A 20611-nucleotide genomic window follows, 5' to 3' on the forward strand; every position below is an offset into this window, starting at 1 on the left:
TCTCTGAAAGCGGCTGCCTTGTCAACCTATACGTTTCTCCTTTTTCTTCTTCCTCCCGGTCGTTTGAATCAGGGTCTCATCTATCTCTTCGCCGTCAAAGCTCGACATGATTCAATTCGAATCCACTGAGGTCCCAATTACGCGTGCGGCCTTCTACGAGGCCAGTAGGGGAGCGGAACTCTCCTTGGAACTAACCCCCTGATCCAACATGTCTCGCGGATGAAAAGCTTGCCGCTTCTTCCACACCCAGTAGACCGCCTCCACCATCCGGTGCGCCACCGCCCCCTTGGCCACGTTGCCTCCCTTAGCCGCCTTCACCCGCTCATACACCAGGCTCCAAGGCTTATGAGAGGTCTTGGCGGGGATCGCGTCCTCCATGAAGATGTGCCGAAGATACGCATTTCCCTGTTTGGTCATCCGACCGTACCGATACTTCTCCGGCCCGCCCGTCCCATGCACACTCGGACAAATCCCGCAGTACGACACCAGCTTGCCGGGACGGGGAAATCGCTCCACGTCGTCGATCTCGTAGCGAATCAAGATCGCACTCCACCATCCGATCCCGGGGATGGTCTGGAGAAGCGTGGCGATCGTGTCCTCCTTCGCCCTCTTCTTTGCCCTCGCCTCAATCTCCACCATCAGCTCATTCAACACGGCGACCACCTTGAGGGCCCTCTCGATCACCCCCCGGTATCCCTCGGAGAAAAGAGAAAGCCTTTCCTCCAACCCTTTTCGGCCCGAGACCCCAAACAAGTCCGATCCCTCGAAGATCATCCCGTGCTTGCCCAACCCGTCAAGAAAATCACTCATCGCCTCCCACCCCCAGCAGGCCTCCATCGCCACCGTCGAACATCCTCCAAGGGCCTGGCTCATCTCAATCAAACCCTCGAACGTGTGCTTGAACGATCGGTTCAGAATCTCCTCTCCTTCTTGACTCATCACGCAAACCTGCGAAAATCTCTTGTGCAGGTCAAGACCTGCAACGTTTCCGTTTTGCATCGCTGCCTCCTTTCAAAGTGGGACCATACAATTACGCATCATGACCAACACAAACCTTTCAAAGAATGGCAAAAGTCGAGCTAAGTCGGAGGGTGCCCCGAACCCTACGGTCAGCCGGCCAAATACTTGATCAGAAGAAAACCGCCGACGAGGAGGACCGTGAAGACGATGGTGAGCAAGTTGAGGTACTTGTCGATGAACGACTTGATCGGAGGCCCGAACTTGTAAATCAACGCCCCGACGAGGAAGAACCGCGCGGGGCGGCCGACAGCGGAGGCCGCAAGGAGCACCCAGAGCGGCACGTAGGCATGATAGACGCCCGCGGCCACGGTGAAGACCTTGTAAGGAATGGGAGTGAACGCCGCAATGAAAATCCACCAGAAGGCCTGTGCTCGGTAGTAGCCGCCGACCTGTTCAAAGGTGGCCTGGAGGTGGTAGAAATCGATGATCCGCCTTCCCACCGTTTCGAAAAGGAAATACCCGATGAAATAGCCTGCGATTCCGCCGAGCACCGAGCCGGCGGAACTGATCGAGGCGTAGATGAACGAGCGCCGCGGTTTGCTGAGCCCGAGAGCGATCTGAAGCACGTCCGGCGGAATGGGGAAGAAACTGGATTCGGCGACGGCGATCAGAAAAAGAGCCCACGATCCCGCGGGATGCTCGGCCCAGGAAAGGACCCACCGGTAGAGTTTGAAGAGAATACCCCGGTCGGTCGGGAGGGAAACGTTTTCGATAGGGGGCTAGGACTTCTTTTGGCGGGCGTATGTGCGGCCCACCCAGAGAGAGAATCCCCCCCAGACCAGAAGGAAGAAAAGAGTTACAATCAGGAGTCGCGTTGTTTGATCCACTTACCTGAGTTTATCGTCTTCCAGATCTTTGGTCAACCAGAAGCCCAGGAGGAGCGCGGCAATTCCGAAACTCACGCCGAGGAAATCTCTCAAGGGTAGGCCTTCACCGAAGACCCAATCCGCCGCAAAGGCTGAGGTGATGCCGAGTCCCGCAATCTTAGAGACCTCCACGACGTATTCGAGCTGCTTCTGGGAAATTGTCACGTCACATTTTCCATCCGTGTTCTCCGATCAGTCTTACGAAACGGCAGCCGCCGAGATCTTCCTGGCCGGTCCCGCCGTCCTCGATGCGTTGCACGAGCGTGAGTCTCTGTTCGTGGTCGTCGCCGAGGGGTAGGATCATTTTCCCGCCTCGATTGATCTGCTCGACGAGGGGCGGAGGGACCACCGGGCTTGAGGCGGACACGATGATGGCATCGAACGGCCCCTCCGTTCGCCACCCATGCGTGCCGTCGCCGGCCCGGATCGCGATGTTCGTGTAGCCGAGTTCCTCCAGCCGTTTTCGGGCGCGAATCGCATGATCGTGAATCCGTTCGATGGAAAACACCTTTTCGCAGAGTTCGGCGAGGATGGCCGTCATGTAGCCCGATCCCGTGCCGATTTCCAGGACTTTCTCCTTGCCCGCGAGTTGGAGCGCTTCCACCATCGCGGCCACGATGAAGGGCTGAGAGATGGTCTGGCCTTCCCCGATCGGGAGCGGCTTGTCGTCGTACGCGTCCATCTGGAGGCCCTCCGGAACGAAACGGTGGCGTTGAACTCGCATGAAGGCGGCGAGTACGCGGGGATCTCGGATGCCCCGGCCGACGAGCTGCTTGTCGATCATCTGTTTACGGAGCCGGGGGTAGTCCGAAACGCGTTTCATTCCAGGTCCCACTTCTTGAGGCGCGGAATCAGTGCGTGGCAGGTCAGATCGAAATGGAGCGGGGTGACGGAAATGAAGCCGCGCCGGACGGCGTGGAAGTCCGTGCCCGGCAAATCCTTGAACTGGAGCTCCACTCCGCCTATCGAATAAAACCGGCTGGAGTTGCCGGAAGGAACGGCGGCGGGGGCCACGGGGCGGACATCCAGCGGATACACACGTCGGCCCAGCTTTGTCCAACGGGCTCGATGAACCTCATCGGACGTGCCGCTCGGGGCATTGACATTGAAGAAGGTTCGCGGAGGGAACTTCTTGTTGGCCAGCCGCCGGGCGAATTTCACCGCGAACGCGGCCGCCGCCTCATAGCGTGGATTCATCCAATCGACGCAAGAGACGGCGAAGCTCTTGGCGCCGCAAAGGGAGGCTTCCATGGCCGCGGCGACGGTCCCCGAGTAGCTGGTGTCCTCTCCCATATTGGCTCCGCGATTGATACCGGAGATGACCAAGTCCGGCTTTGGCTCCAGAATCTGTTTCAATGCGAGGTGGACGCAGTCCGTAGGTGTTCCTTCCACGACGAAGCGGTTCGGGGCAGGTTCATGAACCTCGATCGGTTTCATGATCGTGAGCGTGTGGCTCGTCGTGCTCCATTCTTTGGAGGGGGCGACGACGATGACGTCGAAGAACTCTTCCAAAGCCCGGGTCAGCAGTTGAATTCCCGGTGCTTCCGCGCCGTCGTCATTCGTCACCAAAACGCGAGGCTTCATTTCAGAAAAGTTATAGCCCGAGTGCCCGATGAATTCTACGACGGGAGGGGCGGCTCGGCGGGGTCAGAACAGGAGGACGTCGACTTCGTCGCCGATATCCTTCTTGTCGACGTCTTCCTCCAGCACGATCAGGGAATTCGCGCGCGCGAGGGCGTGGTGGTAGGCGGGTCCGGATTGGCCGGAGGGGATCGTGTAGAAAGCTCGGTTCTCCACCCAGGTGAAGGCGCGGATGAACTTCGCCACGCCACGGGCATCGGCAATCGACTCCTGGAGCAGCGCGCCCACGGGCAGCCGGAACAGGTCTTTGGCTCCCAGCCACTGGAGGAGGGCGGGCCGCACGAAGACTTCGAAATCGGCGAGTGCACCGGCCGAGTCGCCGGGAAGAATGAAAACCGGCTTCTTGCGCAGGAAGCCGAACAGGAGCCCCTCGCCGGGCTTGGTGCGCGTCCCGCGAATGACCAACTCTCCGGACGAGTCCAGAAGCATCTGCAGCTCACCGGATTTGTGAAGCTCGGGCGCGCCGAGCACGATGAGAAGATCGGATTTTTTCAGGCCGCCGGCGATCCGCTTGCGAATCGTCCGGATGGACGAACCGCACGTGCCGAGATAAATCGGCTCAATTCCCAGCTCCAAGAGCGACGTGATGACCAGGGGGCCCGAGGCGTTGTAAATTTTCCCCGGTCGGATTTTTTCGCCGGCATCGGCCCACTCTTCACCGAGGATAAGAACACCGACGGTGGGAAGCGCGTTGACGCGGATCTTCTCGATGCCGACGGCCGCCGCGAGGCCGATCGATCGGGGATTCAGAAAACTGCCTTCCTTCACCATGAGGTCGCCTTTCTTGAGATCCGACCCTTCCACCATCAGATGATCGCCGGGATTGACTCGACGGAAGACCTGGAGCTTGGAGCCGTCCACCTTGCCGTTGTGTCGGGGGGAGGACGCGTTTTCGAGTGGGACCACCGCATTCGCGCCCTTGGGCAGCGGGCAACCCTTCCACACGCGAACCGTTTCCCGCGCGCGGAGCGTTTTCTTCGAAGCGCGACCCCGGCCCGGCTGGTCGATTATTTTCATGACGACGGCGGAATCGGACGCTGCTGTGGAGGTATCCTCCGCGCGGATGGCAAAGCCGTCGACTTGGGCCGAATCGAACAAAGGGAGAGCCGCGGGGGAGACGAGCGCCTCAGGCGTGACCCGGTCCAAGCAGTACGGCAATTCGAGGGCCTCGGTCTTCCGCGCCGGTTTGAGGCGCTTGAGAATGAGCGACTGCGCCGTGCGGTAGTCGACGATGAGATGCTTCTCTGGGGTCATGGCTTTTCCTTTCGGCCGGATTATTTCTTTTCGGGTTCGGGGTCTGGAATCGGCCACATGTCACCCCAGTGGGCGTGCCCTCCATCGATGCACAGGGTGGCTCCTGTGTAGTAGTCGCCTGCGGGCGAGGCCAGATACGCCACCGCCCAGGCAACCTCTTCGGACGTTCCCAACCTTTTTATTGGAACGCGCCGCCACGAATCTTTGATAAGTTCGCTGGAGTACACTTCGAGTCCGCTGCTATCGATGATGCCAGGGGCCACGGAGTTGACGAGGATCTTGAACTGGGCCCATTCAACGGCAAGACTCTTGGTAAGATTTACAACGGCGGCCCGGGCGGCTCCGGTGTGGGCAAGTGCTGGAAATCCCTTCCACATACAAGCGACGATATTGATGACCTTGCCGCCACCGTGGTCTACCATCCACTTTTTCGCCACTGTTTGTGTCATGTACCATGTGCCGTTCAGGTTTGTGTTGATAACGGCGTTCCAACCCTTCGGTGAGTATGCGATTGCCGGCGAAGGGAATTGGCCGCCTGCATTGTTGACAAGTATATCGATCTTTCCGGCTTTTTCAAGTGCAAAATCGACAAGTGCCTCAACTTGGGGCACTTCGCGGATGTCGCATATGAATGAATCTGCTGTTATTCCAATATCTTGTATTGATTTGAGCCCTTTTCTCAGCTTCTCGTCTTTCCGACCGCATATGATGATTCTCGCCCCCAAACTGCCCAGTTCTTTGGCAATGGCCAGTCCGATCCCCGATCCGCCTCCCGAAACCAAGGCGACCTTGTCCTTCAGCAAGTCTTCTCGAAAGATTTTCGACATGGGGTTATAGGGGCACGAAGGATACTCGCATTTTCGGGAAATTCAAGAAAAAAAATATGGACAGGTGGTGTGGGGTCAACAGCATGTCACCCTGAATTTGATTCAGGGTCACCATGCTTGAGGTGCTGAAACGGGTTCAGCACGACATGTGAAAACTTGGCAATCGCTACTGAGGGAGGAAAGTAGCCGCTCCGATGAGCGACGACAGATCGCCGAAGAAGGCCGCCATCGCTTTGTTCAGCGAGTAGTTCGACGCCGGAATGGCGCGACTGAGCGGAACGGGATTTTTTTCCGGGTCGGAACCGACGAACGCCTTGTCGGCGGTCGCGCATAGTTCAGATGTGATCGGGGCGAGATCCACGAAGAGCGATCCGTTCATCGTGGGATCCTGCCAGTACGCGTATGGCGTGGGAATCGGCGTGGAGATGAGCGTGGTGGCCAGCACGGTTCTCGCCGGCGTGATGCAGTCCTCCGCCAGCGGTTCAATCGGCGTTTTCAATCGTGCCGAGACCTCGGCATCCGGTGTGAAGAGTCCTGCCGCCGCACCATAGATCTGCGAACTGAAGTGCCCGCCCGGTTTGCAGGTGTGGCAGTAGACTTCCGCATCATTGGAGTCGACTTCCTGGCGGATGGCTTTCTTGTCCGCGTTGGCGGGAAGTTCGCCCTCGATGAGGAAGATCGGATGCGGGTCGCCCAAAGCCGTTCCCTCGCCGCCGGGAGGATTGTATGCGCCCCAGACGGGCCCCATCTCGCGCAGAGGTTTCGAGGTGGAGCGATTGCCGGTGAAAAGCTTGGAGAGGTCGACCGCCATTGTACTCGGGAACGGCGAGAGACCGAGGGGGACGATCGAGTTGAGTTCGGCCAGGTTGAGGAGGTTGGTGGAGCCCTGGATGCTCTCGCGAACGCGACGGATCACGCGAATGGCGTTTCCGGGAATAGGGTCGCCCAAGATGGTGAGCAGCAGGCCGGCGGTGCTACCGAAATCCCCGCGTGAAAGTTCGGCCGGGTAGTTCGTGATTTTCGTGCCGAGGATTTCGAGCGGCGGCTCTGCGCGGACAATGCCGACCCATATCTCATCCCCAAAATCGAGCTTGCGGTTGCCGTTCTTGTCGACGTAGCCGAGTACGTCGTCCCTCGCGTCCGCGCCCTCGGCTCCGGAGAGAAATTCTTCCAGCCCGGAGGCCAGCAGATCGAGTCCGCCGGTGAGGAGTCCGGGGGCCTCCACGAGGTGGCCCGCGCGGGAGGCGCTGAATCCGAGGAAAGTTTTCGAGGTGGTCATGACGAGCCCGAGGTAACGCACCACGCCGATGAGATCGGTTTGCGGAATGATATCCAGCGTGTCCTGGAGCGCGTACAGATCCGTCGTGATGTCGTGAGCCGAGATGAAAGCAACCATTCCCTGCATCAGGCGCAATGTTCCGCCGAGCAGCTTGGCATAGGCCGGCGTGAAGTCCGTGCCGATCCAGGCGGTGGATTCGAGTCCGGTGGCGATCGGGACCCCTTCCGGGCCGGTGAGGTAGTGGCATCCCCCCTTCGCCGCGGTTTCGAGGGCGGAGGCCGCAGGATCGATGTATTCGGAGAAGAAGGGATCGATCATGTTGTTGATGATCGCGTCGGGATTGCCGCGTTCCGATACCGGAGGGCCGCTCGACCGGCGTGAGACTGCGTGGGAAGAGACCTTTGCGCGGGATGGTAAAGCCGCAGGCGGCATCATCCCCGTGATCGGCTCCGTCAGCCCTCCCAGATCGGTGATCGACGTGAAAATGTCCGACCCGAATCCGTGGAGCACCGCCAGCCCGAAACCGTACTCGGCGATGCAGCGCCCCTCATCCGTGGAGGCCGTGAGCCGGGCCTGATCGAACTCGACGACAGCGGGGCGGTAGTATCCCTTCTTCAGGAATTCCTGCGCCTTGACCAGATGGTCCGTCGCCGGTTCCGACGTGCAGGCACAGGCCAGGAGCAGCCCAACTATAGAGGCTAAGCCTCTATAGTGACTTCCGGTATCCGTCATTTCTTGCCACTCCATTTATCGAGTGTGCGATCCATGGCTTCCACAGCCTTCTTGGTCCACTCCGTGTTGAAAACCACGTCGAAGGCGTGTGTCGCCCCTTCGATCAGCAGCAGCTCGCTGCTCACGCCAGCCGCCGTCAGCGCCTCGTGCATCCGGATCGATTGCCCGTGCGGAAGCAAGTCGGCTTTCCCGTGAATCAGGAGGAACGGCGGGGAATCGGCGGAAACATAGGTGACCGGAGAAACCCGGGCCAGATCCTCGCGCGTAGGATTCGGGCCGAGGAACGCCTCCGCCATGCCTTTCACCGTGGCGACTTGATCCACGAAAAGATTGAAATCGAACACTCCGTAGAAGGGAATAGCGCCGGCGACGGCGAGGTCCTCATTGGGGAAGCTTGAGCATGCAGGATCGAAGCGGGATTCTTTGGCGGTGACGGCGACCATTCCCGTGAGGTGTCCGCCCGCGCTTCCGCCGGTGACGTAAAACTTTTTCTTGTCCAGCCCGAGCTGGGGGGACATTCCCTTGAGCCACCGGATCGCGCATTTGCAGTCCTGTTCGAGTCCCGGCGACTTGTTTATTGGGGCGAGTTCGTAATCGATGTCGAACATGGCGTAGTCGCGGCAAGCGAGGTGTTCCCCGAATGACACGGCGTTGAGCATCCGACGGCTCCCCGCGACCCATCCGCCTCCATGAATGAAGAGAACGATGGGGTGCGGTCCCGCGCCCTCCGGAAGGTAGAGATCGCCTTTCAACCCCTTCTCGGGATGGAAGACGACATTCAGAACGCGGCGAAACGATTTCCCCGGCGGATCGTATTTCCTTTGGGAGAACACATCCACGCAGGGGATTAGGTCACCGGATGTCTCTGAGATTGCAGTTTCCGCGAGAGATGCTTCAGCGGACAGGAAGAGAGTCAGCACTGTCGCGGGGATGACGCGCCAAGCACGCATTCGTTCTATCTATCGTTTTTCACGCCTGACGGCAACCGAAGCTACTCCACCCGCCGCCGGATCGCTTCGAGGACGAAAGATCGGTGCATGATCCCTAGGACCCTCACTTCGTTGCCCACAACCCGGTACACTATTCTGTAGTCTCCAACTCGGAGTCTTCGGTGCCCCATCAGACTTCCCCAATGCTTCTCATTCAACGATGCTCTTGGGACATTCCTTGTAGAAGGCCTCACCGCACCGACCCGAACAGTAGTCCTCAAATTCCGGCAAGACATTTGGCATGCAATCCACGTATTCTGAGTCAGGGCATGTACAAGCGGCAACATCTCTCGATTCGATCTCCTTCTCTCCGGTGCCACTGCCACATCCGGAGGCGATGTGAACAAGGCAAAGGACCCCAATTATTGCGAGTCTGGATTTTGCTGCGGATGAAGATGAGCAGACATTGGGGCGCGGCGCGGGCGTCGACACTTCCGCTGGTCAGTCGACTTCGGTGATTTCGGGGTCGCGGAGGTCGCGGCCGACGAGGACTTTCGTCTTGCCATTGCGGTTCCGGACCGAGATGTCCCATTCCTGCATGGCGCCGGCTCCGATGATCATCTCCCGCTTGATGTCCGGAGAAATGATGGCCCTCGAACTGATCATTCTCTTCCCGATTTCAATCACCAGAACGGTTTCGCCCGAGATGATCACGCCTCCCCGCCGGCCTGCCGTGCCCAATCGCTTGGCCTTCTTGTAAGGGAGAGTCGCCCGGCCGGATGGAACGACGTCGCGCCGGATGATCGTGAAGAAGGAACCTGTATCGAAGAAGGCCTCCACGCGCTTTTTCTTCATGTCCGTGGAGGTAAGTATGACGGGCAGGATCGGCTTGCTCATGGGATGAATTGTATCGCTTGCCCTTGGATTGGTAAAGACGAGCGGTTCAGACCGCGATGCCCCAGAGGCGCTTGGCGGCGAGGCCGATGAGGTAGGTGATGGAAACGGCGCCGGCGATGAGGGCGAGATTCGTCGCCACGCGCTTTCTGAGGTTCATGCCGGAGAGAAAAGCCAGGAGGAGTGATACCACAATGATCAAGCCCGCCGAGCTGATGAGAGAGGCCGTGACCGAGCGCGATCCGAAGAGGACGGGCAGGACGGGGACCAGTGATCCCAGCAGGTAGCTGAGGCCGACCAGGACGGCGGTTCCGAGCGGACGCGCGCCGGTTCCCATCGGGTGCGCCGAACCGGAGAGAAACTTCGCTTTGCCCGCTTCGATGTCCTTCATTTCCTTCTCGGAGCTGGTGGCGACAAAAGCGCCCGCGGCCATGGAGAGCGCCCCCGCCACCGCCACGCTGGAACTCGCCATCAGCACGAGACTCGCGTGTTGGAACGCCGCGAAGAAACCGCTGACCGCGCCGGTGATTTCCACCAAGCCGTCGTTGAATCCGAGAAAGATACTCCGGACCTTTTCCGGGTCGATCTTGCGCTCGGTGAATTGAGAGACGATGGCGTCCTCGTGCTCGAATTCATCGCGAAGAACTTCTTTCACGGTTTCTCCCAGCGGTTCATCTTTGTAGCGTTCCCAGAGGGAGAGATATTTCCGGATGCCGTAGATTTCGATGGCTTCCAGGACGAGGTGAACCGCCGTCGGTCCGAAGAGGCGGCAGGTCCAGACGATCAAGCGCAGTTTCAGTCGCCGCATCGGATTGAGCGATTTCAGATCGAGCTTGAAAAACTTCTGCCAGAGGGCGAGATGACCCTGCTCGATCGGGATCAGGTCGCCGAGGATCTTCTTGAGATGGCCCTCGTTCGTCTTGTGGAGTTCGGTGTAAAGGGTGAGATCGAAGAGCTCGTCGAGAACGAGATCGCGGCCGATGGCGGTTTCAGCGGTGTTCACGGAATACCGAAGGGCTCAATCCTGCCCGGCGAAACGCAGGATGGCATCCGAGAGGACGCGCACGCCGAACGTGAGTGCTTCGATGGGAATTCGTTCGTCGTGCCCGTGGAAGAGTTGATTGAACGAAAAATCCTTCGGGAGCTTCATCGGGGAAAATCCGTAGGTCGTTATGCCGAGACGGGAGAAGTGCCGCGCGTCCGTCATGCCGGGAATCATGTAGGGCACGGGGATCCCCTCGGGATGATGTTTCCGCACCGAATCGGCAAGCGTGGCGAAGAGCGGTGTGTTCGAGGGCATCGTGATCCCTTCGCCAGTGATGATCGGCTCGATGTCGAGGTCTTCCTTCGCGATGGCCCGGAACTCTTCAATGAATTGGCCGATGGTGTGGCCCGGGAGCACGCGCCCATCCACCTCGGCTTCGGCTTCATCGGGGATGACGTTTGTTTTCATTCCGGCTTTCAGCACCGTCACGGATGCGCTGTGGGCGTAACCGGCCTGCATGGCTTTGCGCTGGGCCTTCGGGACGAGATTCCTTGCGAGAAAGGGTCCGAACGTCGGATCGGCGAAGAGGCTGAAGGCGATCGAGAGCGGGAATCCATGCGCTGAGGCCACGGTCTTGAGGAATTGCTGAAAGACGGGAACTTGGTGTGACGGGAACGGCGTGGAGTTGAGCCGTTCAATAACGCGGGCGAGTTTCACCACGGCCTGATTGTCATGCGGCATCGAACCGTGGCCGGGATCGCCCTTTGTGCGGATCTTCATCCAACAGATGCCACGCTCAGCCACCTGGATCGGGTAGAAGATGCGCTGGCCGAGGTAAAGAGTGAATCCGCCCACTTCGCTGAGAGAGTATTCGGCTTCGATTTGTTTCGGGTGTTTGTCGACGAGAAATCCGGCGCCGAAGAGTCCACCGACTTCTTCATCAGCGCTGGCGGCGAAAATGATGTCGCGGGAGAGCTGGACTTTGTGGCGCCGCAGAATTTGCATGAGCGAGATGCACATCGCGGCCATGCCTTTCATGTCGAGGGCGCCGCGACCCCACACGCAGCCCTCGTGGATTTCGCCGGAGAAGGGAGGATGCTTCCAGTGGCGCGCCGAAGCGGGAACCACGTCCAGATGGGCGTTGAGAAGAATGGGCTTTTCCTTGCCGCCGGTGGAATATCGCGCGATCACGTTGCCGCGCCGCGGCGCGGATTCAACGTAGAACGGATCGTAGCCCTCTTTGCGGAGAGTCTCCTCTATCCAATGCGCCGGTTCATCCTCATTCCCCGGCGGATTGACGCTCTCGAACCGGATCAGCCTTTGAAGATGTTGGACGGTTTCCTGCTCGATCGCTTTCCAGTCAAGCTTTTCCACGAGGTCGGTTGAGGGCGTGCCCATCCCCTTCTTCTAGGTACCGACTTGCCCCTTGTCAAGACGGCGGCCTGAAAGGACGTACTTCAGGCCGTGGTCAAGAACCTGGAGGGCAGTTTCACCGGCGAGACCGGCGCCCTTACCACGGTGCGCGACACCGACGTGGCCGCAGCGGTGGCGGAGTTCACCAAAGAACAAATCCTCGGCAATGTGACCATGGCCGACTTCACCCAGTTCGACCGCCTCCGGCAGTTGGCGGTCCAGACCCTTGCCGGCGGCGCTTAGTCGTTGTCTCCGTTTGGCAATACTCATGCCCGGGAGTTAGACCCGTGGTATCCTTGCACGCCATGATGAGAAAGATCGGAACAATCCTACGGCGATTGTCGGTCACGGCGGTGTGCTTGATCGGATGCGCCGGCGGCGAAAATCCCGGGGATCCGGCGCCGCTCAAGGTGATGACGTTCAACGTGCTGTGTTCGTTCTGCAATGCGGATTACGATCCATGGGCCGACCGGCTTCAATACTTCGCGGATATTTTTCAGCGACACGATCCGGATCTCATCGGGCTCCAGGAACTCGTGCTCGCTAAGGAAGTGGAAGAGATTCTTGCCGTCGCTCCCGGCTACGAGGCGATCTACTTCCACAATGAGCAGGCGCTAAAGGACTACCCGGACGCCGCGATCCTCTATCGCACCGCGCGCTTCGAAGTGAGCGAAACGGGCAGCTTCTGGCTCAGTCCAACCCCCGATGAGCCGTGGTCCCTCGGTTTCGCCAAGGGCGGCCAACTTTTCCGCCTGGTCATCTGGGCGCGACTGAAACAGATATCGGACGGCCGCGAGCTGTATTTCGTCACCACGCATTTCGACAACAACTCGCCGAGCCAGGACCTGAGCGCGCCGCTCCTTCTTGAACGGATCGCGCCGCTGGCGGCGAAACATCCAACCGTTGTGACGGGGGATTTCAACTCGCAGACCTTCGATCCGGCCTACAAGACGCTGGTTGAGGGAGTGAGCGGAACCGGTTTCCGTTTCATCAACGCCTTCGACATTGCCGCGCAGTGGTCCATTGACACCAATCTCTCCCCCGTTCCGGCCTACGACGTGCCCGGACGGATCGACCATATTTTTCTTGCCGGGGCGAATTGGAGATGCAAGGATTGGACCGTGGATCTGAACGCGTACGGGCCGAACCAGCGATTTCCTTCCGACCATTTCCCCATCGCCGCAACGCTGGAGTGGTGAGGGTGGCAAGGATTTTTGCATGTGTGGGAGCGGCATTTGGATTTCTGAGCGTGGCGGCGGGAGCGTTCGGGGCGCACACGCTGAAGGGAAGGCTTGCGCCCGAGATGCTGGAGATTTTCGAGAAGGCCGCCCGCTATCAGATGTATCACTCACTCGCCTTGCTCGCCGTCGCCTGGGCCGCGACTCAGTTCCCGCATCGACTCGTGGCCCTTTCAGGCTGGATGTTTATCGCCGGTACGATTCTCTTCTCCGGGAGCCTCTACGTGCTCGTTGCCACAGGCGCGAAGACTTGGGGAGCGGTCACTCCCATCGGCGGAGTGCTCCTGCTGGCGGGCTGGGCGACCCTGGCGCTTGGGGTGGGTTTGAACCGTAGTTGACATCAAAACGGTAAGCGTGGAGAATAATCAAATATGCAATCCGTCGTGAGTTTCGAGCCCGCCGTGCCGCTCCTCTGACAGCGGCCATGAATTTCTCTGTGTTGGAATCCTTTCGTGTTTGATCTGAGACCCTGACCTCCGGGATGCTGCGGTCCGGGATTTTTTCTTGGGGCGATTAGCTCAGTTGGCTAGAGCACTTGCTCGACACGCAAGGGGTCAGAGGTTCAAGTCCTCTATCGCCCACGCTGAGCGTGGGCAATGGTCCGCTCAGCGGACCGCCCACCCATTTGAGATCTCAAATCTCAAATTTCAAATCTCAGATTGATGGCCGGCCCATCGAAGAAGCCGGTTTGGGAGGGCGATGTGCAGGGCGGGTCGCAAGTCGATACCCTCCGCCACAGCACGGCCCACGCCATGGCCCAAGCCGTCCTTTCGATCTTTCCAGAGGCGAAGCTGGGAATCGGACCGACCATCGAGAACGGCTTCTACTATGATCTCGATCTCCCGCGCGCATTGACGGATGACGACCTCGCGAACATCGAATCGCGCATGAAAGAAATCATCTCGCGCGACCACCCCATCGTCCGCAAGGAATGGTCGAGGAAGGATGCCGTCGCCTTCTTCCAATCCCGGGGCCAGGACTATAAAGTCGAGATCATCCAGGATCTGCCGGACGATACCGTCTCCGTCTACGAGCAGGGCGAATTTACCGATCTTTGCCGGGGACCGCACATGGCCCGGACGGGCGAGATCAAGGCGTTCAAACTCCTGAGCGTGGCAGGGGCTTATTGGCGGGGCGACGAAAAGCGCAAGATGCTCCAACGCATTTATGGCACGGCTTTTCTCACTCAGAAGGAGCTCGACCACCACCTGCACGTGCTCGAAGAGGCCAAGAAGCGCGACCACCGGAAGCTCGGCAAGGAACTGAACCTGTACAGCATCCACGAGGAAGTTGGCGCGGGATTGATCCACTGGCATCCGGCGGGAGCGATGGTGCGGATGATCATCGAAGATTTCTGGCAGAAGTTTCACCTGCGCCGTGGCTACCAATTTGCCTATACGGCCCACATTGCGAGCGAGGAAATCTACCGCCTCAGCGGCCACCTCGAAGCCTTCGCGGAAAATATGTACGCGCCGATCGAGATCGAGGGAAAACCGTATCGCGTCAAACCGATGAACTGCCCCGGCCATATCATGATTTACCGGACGTCCAAACGCTCCTACCGCGAACTGCCGCTCCGCCTGGCCGAATTGGGAACGGTCTATCGGTTTGAGAAATCGGGCGTCCTCCACGGCCTCATGCGCGTGCGCGGCTTTACCATCGACGATTCGCACATCTTTGTCGCGCCCGAGCAACTTCAGGATGAAGTCATTGCCGTTTACAACCTCATCATGGAGTTCCTGCGGACGTTCGGATTCGAGCAGTTCGTCGTTACGCTCTCCACCAAGCCCGAGAAGGCCGTGGGCAAGCCGGAGTTGTGGGAACAGGCGGAAAGCGCGCTGAAAGCCGTGCTCGAAAAAACCGGCGCGAAATGGGTGCTCGATGAAGGCGGCGGCGCTTTTTACGGGCCGAAAATTAGTGTGGAGGTGAAGGACGCCTTGGGCCGCTCATGGCAATGCTCCACGGTCCAGGTCGATTTCAACCTGCCGGAGCGGTTCGGCTTGGAATATGACGGAGCCGATGGCGCCCTGCACCGGCCGATCATGGTTCACCGCGCTCTCATGGGATCGGTGGAACGATTTTTCGGCGTGCTCGTGGAGCACTACGCCGGGGCGTTTCCGGTGTGGCTCGCGCCCGTGCAAGTCAGTGTCATCACCGTTCACCCCGACAATGAAAAATACGCGTCCGGCATTCTCCAGTCCCTGCGCGAGGCCGATGTAAGGGCCGAGAGCGCGTTCTCGGGCGACACGCTGGGCTACAAGATCCGACATGCCCAGCTCTTGAAAATTCCATACATGGCCGTTATCGGCAAAAAAGAAGAGGAGCGGCAGGTCGTGCGACTCCGCGAACGCGGCGGAAAGGATCTTGGGGAGATCGCCGCCGTCGAGCTCGTGGAGCGCATCCGTTCCGCCGTTCCCAAACACTAAAAAAGGAGGTCCACCATCCAATCCAAAGAACCGCGTGCCAATCGGCACATCCGTGCCAGCCTCGTCCGGGTGATCGATGAAACCGGCAAGCAACTCGGAATTCTCGCGCTGTCCGACGCGCTCCGAGAGGCGGACAACAGGGGTTACGATTTAGTGGAGGTCGCGCCGGGGGTCCATCCGCCCGTCTGCCGCATCATGGATTACGGTCGATATCGGTATCAACTCAAGCAGAAAGAGAAGGAGCAGCTGCGCCATCAGCGGCATCTCACGCTGAAAGAAATGAAATTCGGTCTGAAGATCGGAGCGCACGATCTGGATATCAAGGTCGGCCACGTCAGGCGGTTCCTCATGGCTGGCCATAAGACCAAGATTACGGTATATTTCCGCGGCCGGGAGATCATTCGCCCCGAGTTCGGGTTTGACATGGTGAACCGGGTCATCCAGAAGGTGCATGACATCAGCATTGTGGACAGCCCGCCCAAACAGGAGGGGAAGCAGATCAATCTGGTGCTGGCGCCGCATATTCGTGAAGTGCGGAAAGAAGTGGCGAAGCCGGCCGGACAGACCCCTTCGCCCGAACCGGCCGCCTGATCTTCCGCGGGCAAAGAAACAGGAGGACTTCATGCCGAAAATGAAAACGCACCGGGGCGCGAAAAAGCGCCTGCGGGCGACGGGAAGCGGTCGACTGAAACGCGACCACGCGTACACGAGCCACATCTTCAGCGGGAAGACCCGCAAATCGAAACGGCACCATCGCAAATCCGCCTTGGTTTCGGAGCGCGATTTCTCCCGCGTCCGCAAGCTCTTGCCCTACGCCTGACTTTCTGATAGGCAAGACCCGTCAAACGCTGAGTTCTAAAGGAGATTTTCCATGCCGAGAGCGAGAGGTGGATACAAAACGCGGAGACGCCGCAAGAAGATCCTGGCGCGCGCCAAGGGTTTCTGGGGACGGCGGAACCGTATCTACAAGGCGGCCAAGGAGACGGTCCACCGGGCGTGGCGGTATGAATACCGGTCTCGCCGTCTCAAGAAGCGTGACTTTCGCGCGCTCTGGATTCAGCGGATCAACGCCGGCGCCCGTGAACAGCACCTTACGTACAGCCAGCTCGTGAGCGGACTGAGAAAGAAAGGCATCGCCGTCAATCGGAAGATGCTGTCGGAGCTTGCGGTGAACGATCCGGTCGGCTTCACGAAGCTGGCCGAGTCGGCCCGGCAAGCCCTCCAACTGCCGAATCCCGCCCCCGCCGGACAGGCCTGACCGGTCTGCCCCCCTCTCCCTCGATGCGGGAGCGCATCCAGAAGCTTCGGGACGAGGCCGCGGGTGCCATCTCCGCCGCTCGAACGAAAGAGGAACTGGAACTCGTCCGCGTAAAATTCTTCGGCCGCAAGGGCGGCGAACTCACCCTTCTCACCAAAGCGCTTGCCGAATGTCCCGTCGAAGACCGTCCCGCCATGGGCCGTCTTCTCAATGAGACCAAGCAGGAGCTGGAGGGCCAACTCGAAGGCAAATCCCGCGATCTTGAAAAGGGCGGCGGACAGACCGAAAAGCGGCTGGACACGACGTTTCCCGGCCGTCGCCCGGCGCTGGGCCGCCTGCATCCGCTCACCCAGACTCTGGAAGCCGTTTGCGATGTGTTCGTACGGATGGGATTTCAAATCCGGACCGGCCCCGAGATCGAAACGGACTACAACAACTTCGAAGCGCTCAACATCCCGAAAAACCATCCCGCGAGAGACATGCAGGATACGTTCTACCTGAGCGAAGATCTGCTTCTCCGAACGCACACATCCCCCGTTCAGATTCGAACGATGCTGGCGGAACGACCGCCCATCCAGATCATCGCGCCCGGCAAGGTGTACAGGAAGGATTCCGACATCACCCATTCCCCTATCTTCCATCAGGTTGAGGGCCTCATGGTGGACCGCGGCATCCACATGGGCCATCTCAAAGGGGTGTTGCAGCTTTTTGTCGAGGAGATTTTTGGAAAAGGACTTCCGATTCGCTTCCGCCCCAGCTACTTCCCGTTCGTGGAGCCGGGGGCGGAGGTGGACATGCAGTGTGTCATGTGCCGCGGCCAGGGCTGCAAGGTGTGCGGAGGCTCAGGATGGCTGGAGATTCTGGGCGCCGGGATGGTTCACCCCAAAGTCCTCCTCAACGTGGGCTACGATCCGTCCAAACTCTCCGGCTTCGCCTTCGGCATGGGCATCGAGCGGATCGCGATGCTCCGCCATGGCATCAGCAATATCCGGTTGTTCTACGAGAACGACCTGCGGTTTTTGGAGCAATTTTGAAAGTCCTCTGGAGCTGGCTCAAAGAAGTGTCCGGGCTTGAGATCGAGCCGGAGGAGGCGGCTCGCCGCCTGACCCTGGCGGGGCTTGAAGTCGACAGCGTCCTCCCCATCGACGAGGAGAAACAAAGCGATGCGCTCCTGGACGTCAATGTAACCCCGAACAGGCCCGACTGTCTTTCGGTGGCGGGTCTGGGCCGGGAGCTGAGGGTTCTGTTCGGACGGGGCAGGCCGGCCACGACACCGGTGAAACTGAAAGAAGGCTCCGTCCGGACCGCCGGCCGGGCCTCCGTCAAGATTGCCTGCCCGCGGGAATGTCCGAGGTACACCGGCCGGGTGATCCTGAATGTCAGCATCGGTCCATCCTCCCCGCTCATCGCCTACCGCCTGCAGAAGATGGGGCTTCGTCCCATCAATAATGTTGTGGACGTGACGAACTACATCCTTCTGGAGATGGGCCAGCCTCTTCACGCCTTCGATCTGGCGCTGATCGAAGGAGGAAAGATCATCGTGCGGAGGCAGGGCGGTCCCGGCAACTTTATTACGCTCGACGGCCAACAGCGTGAGTTGGCGGATGGGGACGTGTTGATCTGTGATGCGGAACGGCCCGTGGCGCTGGGCGGCATCATGGGCGGGATGAATACGGAGATCCGAGCCACCACCCGGGATGTTTTCCTGGAGAGCGCGTACTTCGATCCGGCCACCATTCGTCGAACGGCGAAGCGGCTGAAGATCCTCACGGAATCCTCCTTCCGATTCGAGCGCGGAGTCGATGTGGAAGGGGTTCCGGTCGCTCTCGATCGGGCGGCGGCGCTCCTCCAGGAAAATGCCGGCGGAGAGATTTGTCCGGGAGCGCTGGATGTGTACCCCAAGCCGATCAAGCGCAAACGGCTTCGTTTCGACGTCGCCGCCGTGGAGCGGCACACCGGCGTCAAGCTACAGGCGAAACCCTGTGAGAAAATGTTCGGTCAGCTCGGCATGAAGGTCCGCCGGCGATCCCCAAACACGCTGGACGTCACCCCTCCTCCCTGGCGGGTGGACCTGGACAAGGAAATCGACCTTGTGGAGGAGGCGATCCGAATCTGTGGATACGAGCACATTCCCTCGGAGCTCCCCCCCACGCGGGTAAGATCCGCAGGTCCCGGCGTCGATCGGGCCTTGGAGCGTGAGATCCGTCAGAGGCTCGCGGCCTCCGGGTTTCAGGAAATCATCACGCCCTCCTTTTCTTCGCGGCACACTCTGGAAGTGCTCGCCGGGCGCACGGCGCCCCCGGACATGGAGCCCATCGAAATTCTCAATCCGCTCAGCGAAGAGCAGGGATACGTCCGTCCCTCGCTCCTGCCCTCGCTCATCGGGGTGATGGCCTACAACCTTCGCCACGGCCGGAAATCGGTGAAGCTGTTTGAAATCGGCTCCGTCTACTTATATAAGAAATCGAATCGAATGGTTGAAGAATCGCCCATAGCGTGCGCAGGACTCGCCCATGTGGGCGGGGCCCCGCGCGAATCGTTTCTCGAACTCAAGGGCGGAATCGAAACGCTCCTCGACGGGCTGGGTGTCCCTTCGGTTGCCTTCCGCGACAAACCGTCCGAACTCTATGCGCCGGAGGAGAGCATCGGGGTGTTTTCGAGCGACACGCTATTGGGATCGATGGGACTCATCCGGAAGAACGTGCTAGGCGCGCTGGACCTCGATGCGGAGGCTTGGGTGGCGGAGTTGGACGTGAGGGCGCTCCTCGGCGCCTGGCATCCTGTTCGCCACATCGCTTCGTTCTCAAGGTTCCCGTCCGTCGTCCGTGACCTTGCCTTGGTGGTGGATGAGCATGTGACGTGCGACGGTCTGCTGGCGGAGATCCGGGGGCAGTCGGTTCCTTTCTTGGAGAGCATCGAGCCCTACGATGAATACCGGGGATCCCAGGTGGCGCCGGGCAAGAAGAGCCTGGCGCTCCGGCTTACGTTTTCCCGTCAGGATCGGACGTTCACCGACGAGGAAATCCATCAGGCCCTGGGCCTTTTGGCGGAGGCCCTGAAATCGAAGGGCGCGGGTTTACGTGAAACCAATTCCGGGCTATACACGGGAAGCCGTGAATAGTGTTCCGGGGCGAAGCCGCCCGGGAACTTGAGGCTGCTAAAGGAGGTGAATTCGTGGGAAATACGTTGACCAAGGCGGACCTGATCGAGGGCATCCACCAGACCGTCGGGATTCCGCGGAGCGAGTCCGGGCGGATTGTGGAAAGGACGCTGGATGTGATCAAGAAATCGCTGGAAACCGGCGAGAAGGTGAAGATTTCCGGTTTTGGAAGTTTCGAGGTCCGGCACAAGAAGGCCCGGAAGGGACGCAACCCCAAGACCGCGGAAACCATCATCCTGCCGCCGCATCGCGTGGTGGTATTCAAGGCCAGCCACGTCCTCCGCAAATCGCTGAATCGTGCCTCCTAAGCGGCTACCGGACAAGGTTTACTACAGGATCGGTGAAATCAGCCGGTACACAGGACTGGAGCCTTACGTGTTGAGATACTGGGAAACGGAGTTCGAGCAATTGGCGCCGCAGAAGAGCGGAAGCCGGCAAAGGCTCTATCGGCGCCCGGACGTGGATTTGATCCTCCACATCAAGGAACTTCTCTACGAACAGGGCTACACGATCGAGGGAGCCAAGAAATCGCTGCACCGTCGCGCGAAGCCGGTGGGCACCGACCATCTTCCGGAGTCCGTTCGCGAAGGCCTTCGCACGATCCGGAGAGAACTGACCTCCATCATTGAAATCTTGAAAGAATCATAGAAGGATGGAACAATCCCGCCGAAAACGGCGGGAGGGTTCGG

24 protein-coding genes and 1 tRNA gene are annotated in these 20611 nt (G+C 59.6%); 12 read left to right on the top strand and 13 right to left on the bottom strand.

Annotation, left to right across the window (positions count from 1 at the left end; genetic code table 11):
* Positions 1-153: 153 nt before the first annotated feature.
* From HYT87_16030 to HYT87_16090, 13 genes are all read right to left on the bottom strand, one after another.
* Complete coding sequence (locus HYT87_16030) at positions 154-999, bottom strand: transposase (protein ID MBI2061248.1); 846 nt, start codon at positions 997-999, stop codon at positions 154-156.
* A gap of 110 nt (positions 1000-1109) precedes the next feature.
* Positions 1110-1700, bottom strand: a complete 591-nt coding sequence (locus tag HYT87_16035; protein MBI2061249.1) for a DedA family protein — start codon at positions 1698-1700, stop codon at positions 1110-1112.
* Between the two features lie 147 nt (positions 1701-1847).
* A complete protein-coding gene (locus tag HYT87_16040) occupies positions 1848-2051 on the bottom strand; it encodes a hypothetical protein (GenBank protein MBI2061250.1) in 204 nt (67 codons plus the stop codon).
* A 1-nt stretch (position 2052) separates the two neighbouring features.
* The gene (locus HYT87_16045; GenBank protein MBI2061251.1) at positions 2053-2709 is read right to left on the bottom strand and encodes a protein-L-isoaspartate(D-aspartate) O-methyltransferase; all 657 of its coding nucleotides are present in this window, start codon (positions 2707-2709) and stop codon (positions 2053-2055) included.
* Complete coding sequence (surE, locus tag HYT87_16050) at positions 2706-3470, bottom strand: 5'/3'-nucleotidase SurE (GenBank protein MBI2061252.1); 765 nt, start codon at positions 3468-3470, stop codon at positions 2706-2708. Before surE ends, HYT87_16045 begins: the two co-directional genes overlap by 4 nt.
* 63 nt (positions 3471-3533) lie before the next feature.
* Positions 3534-4781, bottom strand: coding sequence for a molybdopterin molybdotransferase MoeA (locus tag HYT87_16055; protein MBI2061253.1), 1248 nt, complete (start codon positions 4779-4781; stop codon positions 3534-3536).
* 20 nt (positions 4782-4801) lie between these two features.
* The gene (locus HYT87_16060; protein MBI2061254.1) at positions 4802-5608 is read right to left on the bottom strand and encodes an SDR family oxidoreductase; all 807 of its coding nucleotides are present in this window, start codon (positions 5606-5608) and stop codon (positions 4802-4804) included.
* Between the two features lie 166 nt (positions 5609-5774).
* Complete coding sequence (locus tag HYT87_16065) at positions 5775-7634, bottom strand: hypothetical protein (protein MBI2061255.1); 1860 nt, start codon at positions 7632-7634, stop codon at positions 5775-5777.
* Positions 7616-8569: an alpha/beta hydrolase gene (locus tag HYT87_16070; protein ID MBI2061256.1), complete on the bottom strand. Its 954-nt coding sequence runs from the start codon at positions 8567-8569 to the stop codon at positions 7616-7618. Before HYT87_16070 ends, HYT87_16065 begins: the two co-directional genes overlap by 19 nt.
* A 41-nt stretch (positions 8570-8610) precedes the next feature.
* The gene (locus tag HYT87_16075; GenBank protein MBI2061257.1) at positions 8611-8739 is read right to left on the bottom strand and encodes a type II toxin-antitoxin system RelE/ParE family toxin; all 129 of its coding nucleotides are present in this window, start codon (positions 8737-8739) and stop codon (positions 8611-8613) included.
* Positions 8740-9049: 310 nt separating this feature from the next.
* Positions 9050-9445, bottom strand: a complete 396-nt coding sequence (locus tag HYT87_16080) for a hypothetical protein (protein MBI2061258.1) — start codon at positions 9443-9445, stop codon at positions 9050-9052.
* A 46-nt stretch (positions 9446-9491) separates the two neighbouring features.
* On the bottom strand, positions 9492-10445 hold the full coding sequence (locus HYT87_16085) for a VIT1/CCC1 transporter family protein (protein MBI2061259.1): 954 nt from the start codon (positions 10443-10445) through the stop codon (positions 9492-9494).
* A gap of 15 nt (positions 10446-10460) precedes the next feature.
* Positions 10461-11825, bottom strand: coding sequence for a M20/M25/M40 family metallo-hydrolase (locus HYT87_16090; protein ID MBI2061260.1), 1365 nt, complete (start codon positions 11823-11825; stop codon positions 10461-10463).
* A gap of 66 nt (positions 11826-11891) precedes the next feature.
* Between HYT87_16090 and HYT87_16095 the strand changes: the two genes are divergently transcribed.
* From HYT87_16095 to HYT87_16150, 12 genes are all read left to right on the top strand, one after another.
* Positions 11892-12083, top strand: coding sequence for a hypothetical protein (locus tag HYT87_16095; protein ID MBI2061261.1), 192 nt, complete (start codon positions 11892-11894; stop codon positions 12081-12083).
* Between the two features lie 62 nt (positions 12084-12145).
* Complete coding sequence (locus HYT87_16100; GenBank protein MBI2061262.1) at positions 12146-13039, top strand: endonuclease/exonuclease/phosphatase family protein; 894 nt, start codon at positions 12146-12148, stop codon at positions 13037-13039.
* Positions 13040-13041: 2 nt separating this feature from the next.
* Positions 13042-13416: a DUF423 domain-containing protein gene (locus HYT87_16105; protein MBI2061263.1), complete on the top strand. Its 375-nt coding sequence runs from the start codon at positions 13042-13044 to the stop codon at positions 13414-13416.
* A 169-nt stretch (positions 13417-13585) separates the two neighbouring features.
* A tRNA-Val gene (locus tag HYT87_16110) sits at positions 13586-13659 on the top strand.
* Positions 13660-13740: 81 nt separating this feature from the next.
* Positions 13741-15504, top strand: coding sequence for a threonine--tRNA ligase (gene thrS, locus HYT87_16115; protein MBI2061264.1), 1764 nt, complete (start codon positions 13741-13743; stop codon positions 15502-15504).
* Between the two features lie 69 nt (positions 15505-15573).
* Positions 15574-16095, top strand: coding sequence for a translation initiation factor IF-3 (locus tag HYT87_16120; GenBank protein ID MBI2061265.1), 522 nt, complete (start codon positions 15574-15576; stop codon positions 16093-16095).
* A gap of 31 nt (positions 16096-16126) precedes the next feature.
* Positions 16127-16324 (top strand): 50S ribosomal protein L35, encoded by a 198-nt coding sequence (gene rpmI / locus HYT87_16125; protein ID MBI2061266.1) that lies wholly within the window; start codon positions 16127-16129, stop codon positions 16322-16324.
* A gap of 51 nt (positions 16325-16375) precedes the next feature.
* Complete coding sequence (gene rplT, locus HYT87_16130; GenBank protein MBI2061267.1) at positions 16376-16762, top strand: 50S ribosomal protein L20; 387 nt, start codon at positions 16376-16378, stop codon at positions 16760-16762.
* Positions 16763-16785: 23 nt separating this feature from the next.
* Positions 16786-17796 (top strand): phenylalanine--tRNA ligase subunit alpha, encoded by a 1011-nt coding sequence (gene pheS, locus HYT87_16135; GenBank protein MBI2061268.1) that lies wholly within the window; start codon positions 16786-16788, stop codon positions 17794-17796.
* Positions 17793-19883: a phenylalanine--tRNA ligase subunit beta gene (gene pheT, locus HYT87_16140; GenBank protein MBI2061269.1), complete on the top strand. Its 2091-nt coding sequence runs from the start codon at positions 17793-17795 to the stop codon at positions 19881-19883. The genes pheS and pheT overlap by 4 nt, the downstream gene beginning before the upstream one ends.
* 65 nt (positions 19884-19948) lie before the next feature.
* Complete coding sequence (locus tag HYT87_16145; protein ID MBI2061270.1) at positions 19949-20230, top strand: integration host factor subunit alpha; 282 nt, start codon at positions 19949-19951, stop codon at positions 20228-20230.
* Entirely contained in the window at positions 20217-20570 is a 354-nt protein-coding gene (locus tag HYT87_16150; protein ID MBI2061271.1) for a MerR family transcriptional regulator, read from the top strand. Before HYT87_16145 ends, HYT87_16150 begins: the two co-directional genes overlap by 14 nt.
* The last annotated feature ends 41 nt before the right edge of the window (positions 20571-20611 follow it).

It is taken from the genome of Nitrospirota bacterium (assembly GCA_016180645.1).
Lineage (GTDB): Bacteria > JACPQY01 > JACPQY01 > JACPQY01 > JACPQY01 > JACPAV01.

Excerpts from the sequence above, each read along its gene's own strand:
- HYT87_16030 (MBI2061248.1), bottom strand. The coding sequence starts at position 999 with ATGCAAAACGGAAACGTTGCAGGTCTTGACCTGCACAAGAGATTTTCG.
- HYT87_16045 (MBI2061251.1), bottom strand. The coding sequence starts at position 2,709 with ATGAAACGCGTTTCGGACTACCCCCGGCTCCGTAAACAGATGATCGAC.
- surE (MBI2061252.1), bottom strand. The coding sequence starts at position 3,470 with ATGAAGCCTCGCGTTTTGGTGACGAATGACGACGGCGCGGAAGCACCG.
- HYT87_16055 (MBI2061253.1), bottom strand. The coding sequence starts at position 4,781 with ATGACCCCAGAGAAGCATCTCATCGTCGACTACCGCACGGCGCAGTCG.
- HYT87_16060 (MBI2061254.1), bottom strand. The coding sequence starts at position 5,608 with ATGTCGAAAATCTTTCGAGAAGACTTGCTGAAGGACAAGGTCGCCTTG.
- HYT87_16065 (MBI2061255.1), bottom strand. The coding sequence starts at position 7,634 with ATGGAGTGGCAAGAAATGACGGATACCGGAAGTCACTATAGAGGCTTA.
- HYT87_16070 (MBI2061256.1), bottom strand. The coding sequence starts at position 8,569 with ATGCGTGCTTGGCGCGTCATCCCCGCGACAGTGCTGACTCTCTTCCTG.
- HYT87_16075 (MBI2061257.1), bottom strand. The coding sequence starts at position 8,739 with ATGGGGCACCGAAGACTCCGAGTTGGAGACTACAGAATAGTGTACCGG.
- HYT87_16080 (MBI2061258.1), bottom strand. The coding sequence starts at position 9,445 with ATGAGCAAGCCGATCCTGCCCGTCATACTTACCTCCACGGACATGAAG.
- HYT87_16090 (MBI2061260.1), bottom strand. The coding sequence starts at position 11,825 with ATGGGCACGCCCTCAACCGACCTCGTGGAAAAGCTTGACTGGAAAGCG.
- HYT87_16100 (MBI2061262.1), top strand. The coding sequence starts at position 12,146 with ATGATGAGAAAGATCGGAACAATCCTACGGCGATTGTCGGTCACGGCG.
- thrS (MBI2061264.1), top strand. The coding sequence starts at position 13,741 with ATGGCCGGCCCATCGAAGAAGCCGGTTTGGGAGGGCGATGTGCAGGGC.
- rpmI (MBI2061266.1), top strand. The coding sequence starts at position 16,127 with ATGCCGAAAATGAAAACGCACCGGGGCGCGAAAAAGCGCCTGCGGGCG.
- rplT (MBI2061267.1), top strand. The coding sequence starts at position 16,376 with ATGCCGAGAGCGAGAGGTGGATACAAAACGCGGAGACGCCGCAAGAAG.
- pheS (MBI2061268.1), top strand. The coding sequence starts at position 16,786 with ATGCGGGAGCGCATCCAGAAGCTTCGGGACGAGGCCGCGGGTGCCATC.